The following is a 5,469-nucleotide window of genomic DNA, read 5'->3' as shown; positions in this document are numbered from 1 at the left end:
TCTCCGTTGGGTGTTTTGGTGGTTGGGGGGGGTTTCTGGCGGTGGGTGTGGGTGGGGTGCCTGGGGTCGACCCTCCCTCTCCCCCCCCCCGCCTCTCGCTTTTTGTCGTCCGCCCCCCTACCCGGACCGGGTCCGGACCACAAGTGACGGACCGTGTGACGGTCGTCACCCGCATCCCCCGGAGGTCGACCCCGGGACGGGTCTACGCGAACGCCACTAATTTAATATGTAAAATTGTACGGCTATTCACTGTAAATCCCCCCCACCCCACACGCATCAAATCGTTATCCGGAGTTCAGCATTCCGACCGGCCGGCCGGTACCGGGAGCCCGGAAGCGGAGACGACAAAGGGGCCGCTTACCGGACCCGGCGGAGTCCGGTAAGCGGCCCCTTTGAAAGAGCCTTTGGCCTATCAGGCCTCAGTGCGCTGAGCCGGAATCCCGGCCAGCAGAGCGCGCACCTCCGCCTCACGGTAACGGCGGTGACCGCCGAGCGTGCGAATGGACGTCAGCTTGCCGGCCTTGGCCCAGCGGGTGACCGTCTTCGGGTCCACGCGGAACATGGTGGCAACCTCTGCCGGCGTCAGCAGCGGCTCAGCATCAGGGGTACGAGCGGTCATGAGCGGCCTCCTCGGGAGAACCGAACCAGGGCGGTTCTATCCTTCAAATTCTGCACCTTGGCCCGCGATGCCCGAAATGGCATAGACGGGCCGAGTCGGTTATAGGACGAACGGCTTGTCCTGGTGTCTACAACTACACCATCCGTCCAGCCCTATCGACCAAACCGCCAAAATTGACCCCTCACGGGTTCAAGGCTGACGGATGGCGATGGACCACCCCATAACGGACAGTCACGCGTTGATGACGTCCGGTTACGAAGGGACCAGACCCTCCGTTTCCCCGCAAAGCACGCATCGACTCCAGAACCACCCAAAAGTGGGCACGCTCACGTGAAGTTGGGCTGGTTGTCCCATTTTTGCACATAGGGGTAAGTTCGCGTCAACGGTGAGTAGTGTCACGTTCGACAGCTATTGACCCGAACCAGGACCTTGGTCATCAGCTGCGCGGTCCCAAGGCCTCTGACAGTCATACACGGGCGGTCGGACGTCAGTTCGCGTACCGCAGCGCCAGCACCCGGCGCCACCGCGCCGTCAGTTCCCCGTACACCCGCAGCGCCTCCGCGGCGTCCCCCGCCCGCAGCGCCCGCAGCCCCTCCTCCAGCTCCCCCGCCGAACGGTCCGCCAGCAGCCGTTCCGGCCCCAGCAGATGCACCAGGCCCCCGTAGTCCAGTTCCACCAGCGAACGCGGGTGGAACTCCTCCAGCCAGCGTCCGATCCGCTCCGCCCCCCGGACCAGGTCCCCGTCCGGCACCGCCTCGCGCAGCGCCCGGTAGGCCCGCGCCACCCGTCGGCGCGCCTGCGCCATCGGCACCAGGTAGAACAGCGCCGCCGGCCGGCCGTCCCCCTCCCCTCCTCCGGACGCTCCCGCGCCCGGCTCCGGCGACCCGCCGGGCACGAAGCAGCGGTCCTCGTCCCCGAACGGCAGGAACCAGCGCACCGGGACCTCCCACCGGCTGGTGAGGATCCACGGCCGGGCGTCCGGGTGCTCGGCCCGCCAGCGCTCCAGGTCCGCCTCCGCGGCCTCCCGGGCCGCCGGCGGCAGCGCGGTGTCCAGCAGCACCACCGGCGCACCCGCCCGCAGCTCCTCCAGCGCCTGCCAGCTGCGCAGCCTGGTCGCCCACGGGCAGACGTACAGGACGCCGTCCACGACCCGCAGGTACGCCCGTCCGCTCTCCCTCTCGGGCAGCGCCCGGGGCGTCCGGGCGGCCAGCTCCGCGAGCGCCTCCCGCTGCTCCTCCAGGACCGCCGCCGCCACCGGCCGCGCCGCCTCCGCGGCGTCCGGACCGCGCTCCGCCGCGTAGGCCTGCCAGCGCGCCCGGTCGGGCTCCGGGTAGGCGGCCAGCGGCTCGTAGACCCGCAGGTGGGCGGCGTAGGGCGGCTGCACCGCAGTACGTACGACGGTCACGTCCTGCATGGTCGCACGCGCCGCGCGGGCCCGGGAGAGCGCGCCCCCGAACCGTTCGCGCCCGCACCGCGCACCCCCGTCCGTCTCACCCCTCGGACAACCGGCACAAGCTCGGACAAGAGGGCCGATCGGCGGCGCCCACCCGACTACGCTTCGCCCTAGGCGCCCGCACCACAGCAGCGGGCCTTCGATACTGGAGTCACCACAGTGACCGACGTACAGACCCCCGCCACGCACCCCGCACCCGGCGTGCTCAGCAGGATCTTCCGCACCGAGCAGGACGGCGCCCCCGGCGACGGCCACGAGCAGGTCGTCCTCTGCCACGACCGCAGCTCGGGCCTGAAGGCCATCATCGCCATCCACTCGACCGCCCTGGGCCCGGCCCTCGGCGGCACCCGCTTCTTCCCGTACGCCTCCGAGGAGGCGGCGCTGGAGGACGCGCTGAACCTCTCCCGCGGCATGTCCTACAAGAACGCGCTGGCCGGGCTCGACCTCGGCGGCGGCAAGGCCGTCATCATCGGCGACCCGAACAAGGACAAGAACGAGGCGATGCTCCGGGCCTACGGCCGCTTCGTCGAGTCCCTGCGCGGCCGCTACATCACCGCCTGCGACGTGGGCACCTACGTGCAGGACATGGACGTCATCGCGCGCGAGACCGACTTCGTGACCGGCCGCTCGCCCGAGCACGGCGGCGCCGGCGACTCGTCCATCCTGACCGCCTTCGGCGTCTTCCAGGGCATGCGCGCCTCCGCCCAGGCCCGCTGGGGCCAGCCGACGCTGCGCGGCAAGCGGGTCGGCGTCGCGGGCGTCGGCAAGGTCGGCCACTACCTGGTCGGCCACCTGGTCGCGGACGGCGCCACCGTCGTCGTCACCGACCCCTTCGAGGCCGCCGTCAACCGCGTGCGCGCCGCCCACCCCGAGGTCGAGGTCGTCGCCGACACCGCCGCCCTGCTCCAGGCCAAGCTGGACGTCTACGCCCCCTGCGCCCTCGGCGGCGCGCTGACCGACCCGGTCGTCGCGGCGCTGGGCGAGTTCGGCACCTCGATCGTCTGCGGCGCGGCCAACAACCAGCTGGCCCACCCGGGCGTCGAGAAGGACCTCGCCGACCGCGGCATCCTCTACGCCCCGGACTACCTGGTGAACTCCGGCGGCGTCATCCAGGTCGCCGACGAGATCGAGGGCTTCAACTTCGAGCGGGCCAAGAACAAGGCCACCAAGATCTTCGACACCACGCTGGAGATCTTCACCCGGGCCGCCACCGACGGCATCCCGCCGGCGGTCGCCGCCGACCGCCTGGCCGAGAAGCGGATGCGCGAGATCAGCGCGCTGCGCACGGTCCTGCTCCCGGGCGCCCGCCGCAGCTGATCCGGCTGCCGGACCGGACCCCGGACGCGGGGGGGGCTGCCACCGCGGCCCCCCGCGCATCACGATGTGGAACCGGATTCTCACTTCTCCGCCCGAACGGGTGATCCGAGGTCCCCCTAGGGGGGATAATCAGTCCTGGAACGACGGACCCCAGACACCTCCGGACAGCGCGAAAATCGCCGCAAAACCTCCCTTGACCTGGAAAGACCTGGTCTCGGGTGCAGTCGGTGCGCGCCACGTCACACCGACGACGTACCGTCCAGCGGCGGAAACAGGTACCGTTAATGCTCCAAGGGACGGCTTCTCCCATTCGGGCAGGCCGGTCCTGATCATGAACACGTGTCAGACTCGGGGCCGTGAGCCCCATCGTTGAGGGGGTCGACCCATGGGGCGCGGCCGGGCCAAGGCCAAGCAGACGAAGGTCGCCCGCGAGCTGAAGTACAACAGCGGCGGGTTCGACGCTAACCGTCTGTCCAACGAGCTGGGCGTATCGCCGTCCACCTCTCCGATCGAGCCGGAGCCGATCGAAGAGGAGGAGGACGACGACCCGTACGCGGAGTACGCCGCCCGCTACGCCGACCTCGACGACGAGGACGACAACGAGCCGGGCACCGGGGCCTCGCAGGCCTCCCGCCGCTCGTAACAGCAGCTCCACCGGACCGGTCCGGGCGCCCAGGGCGCCGGGCCGGTCTTCGGCGTTCCCGCGGACCGGGCGGCCGGGCGGGCCCCGCCCCCGGCCGCAGGGGTGCGGGCCGCCGGAGGCGGGCGGGCGGACGACGGCACAGGGCCCCGCCGGCAGTGCCGACGGGGCCCTGTGGTCTCCCGGTCCGGATCAGACCGTCCGGAAGCCCTCGTAGGCGTTGTAGAGGGCCGCGCCGCCCTCGTGCTCGTCGGTGCGCTCGACGATGTCGCCGAGCAGCCAGGCCTCGACGCCGCGGTCCTCCAGGATCGACAGCACGGCGTCCACCGAGTGCGGCGGGACGACCGCGACCATGCCGACGCCCATGTTGAGCGTCTTCTCGATCTCCAGGGTGGCCACGTTGCCGACCTCGGCGACGGTCCGGAAGACCGGCAGCGGGGTCCAGGTGCCGCGGTCCAGGCGGGCGTGCAGGCCGTCCGGGACGACCCGGGCCAGGTTGGCCGCCAGGCCGCCGCCGGTGACGTGCGAGAAGGCGTGGACCTCGGTCGCGCGGGTGAGCGCCAGGCAGTCCAGCGAGTAGATCCGGGTCGGCTCCAGCAGTTCCTCGCCGAGGGTGCGGCCGAACTCCTCGACCTTGCGGTCGAGCTTCCAGCCGGCCTCGTTCAGCAGCACGTGGCGGACCAGCGAGTAGCCGTTGGAGTGCAGGCCGGAGGCGGCCATCGCGATCACCACGTCGCCGGCCCGGACCCGGTCCGCACCGAGCAGCGCGTCGGCCTCGACGACACCGGTGCCGGCGCCCGCCACGTCGTACTCGTCCGGGCCCAGCAGGCCCGGGTGCTCGGCGGTCTCGCCGCCGACCAGGGCGCAGCCGGCGAGCGCGCAGCCCTCGGCGATGCCCTTGACGATCGCGGCGACCCGCTCCGGGACGACCTTGCCGACGCAGATGTAGTCGGTCATGAACAGCGGCTCGGCGCCGCACACCACGAGGTCGTCGACGACCATGCCGACCAGGTCGTGGCCGATGGTGTCGTGCTTGTCCATGGCGGCCGCGATGGCCACCTTGGTCCCCACGCCGTCGGTGGCCGAGGCCAGCAGCGGCCGCTCGTAGTTCTTGAAGGCGGACGCGTCGAAGAGACCGGCGAAGCCGCCGAGACCGCCGACCACCTCGGGGCGGTTGGCCTTCTTCACCCACTGCTTCATGAGCTCGACGGCGCGGTCGCCCGCCTCGATGTCGACACCGGCGGCGGCGTAGGTGGCGCCGTTCTGGTTGGAGGTCACTGCGTGCGGCCCTTTCGGGTCAGGTGGGGTGGTTCGGATCGGCTGGGTCGGGCTGCGGGGGGGGTGGAACGGCGGTGGGGGGGGGGCGGGGGGCGGCCCCCCCCGCCCCGGCGCCCCGCGGCGCGCGGCCGCGCGCGCCCCCCCCCCCCCCCCCCCCGCCGC

At 71.7% G+C, this 5,469-nt stretch carries 5 protein-coding genes; 2 read left to right on the top strand and 3 right to left on the bottom strand.

All coding sequences use genetic code 11. The features are described 5' to 3' along the window. Window positions 1-412 precede the first annotated feature (412 nt). Window positions 413-619, bottom strand: a complete 207-nt coding sequence (gene bldC / locus ACFV0O_RS16180) for a developmental transcriptional regulator BldC (RefSeq protein WP_014137253.1) — start codon at window positions 617-619, stop codon at window positions 413-415. A gap of 487 nt (window positions 620-1,106) precedes the next feature. Further along, complete coding sequence (locus ACFV0O_RS16175) at window positions 1,107-2,024, bottom strand: hypothetical protein (protein ID WP_360257913.1); 918 nt, start codon at window positions 2,022-2,024, stop codon at window positions 1,107-1,109. Window positions 2,025-2,231: 207 nt separating this feature from the next. On the opposite strand from ACFV0O_RS16175, the gene ACFV0O_RS16170 reads away from it, so the two are divergent. Together ACFV0O_RS16170 and ACFV0O_RS16165 are read left to right on the top strand one after the other, a co-directional pair. After that, on the top strand, window positions 2,232-3,389 hold the full coding sequence (locus tag ACFV0O_RS16170) for a Glu/Leu/Phe/Val dehydrogenase dimerization domain-containing protein (RefSeq protein WP_380341703.1): 1,158 nt from the start codon (window positions 2,232-2,234) through the stop codon (window positions 3,387-3,389). Window positions 3,390-3,774: 385 nt separating this feature from the next. Beyond that, window positions 3,775-4,032 carry a DUF3073 domain-containing protein gene (locus ACFV0O_RS16165; protein ID WP_360257915.1) on the top strand — a complete coding sequence of 86 codons (258 nt, stop codon included), beginning with the start codon at window positions 3,775-3,777 and terminating at the stop codon, window positions 4,030-4,032. Between the two features lie 189 nt (window positions 4,033-4,221). Here the strand turns inward: ACFV0O_RS16165 and purM are convergent, their stop codons facing one another. Then, window positions 4,222-5,307, bottom strand: a complete 1,086-nt coding sequence (gene purM, locus ACFV0O_RS16160; RefSeq protein ID WP_380341702.1) for a phosphoribosylformylglycinamidine cyclo-ligase — start codon at window positions 5,305-5,307, stop codon at window positions 4,222-4,224. Window positions 5,308-5,469: the final 162 nt, after the last annotated feature.

Origin of the sequence: Kitasatospora sp. NPDC059577 (genome assembly GCF_042735475.1) — a bacterium.
GTDB lineage: Bacteria > Actinomycetota > Actinomycetes > Streptomycetales > Streptomycetaceae > Kitasatospora.
Note: the sequence above shows the minus strand (reverse complement) of the source record. Positions and strands in the feature narration are given on the sequence as shown.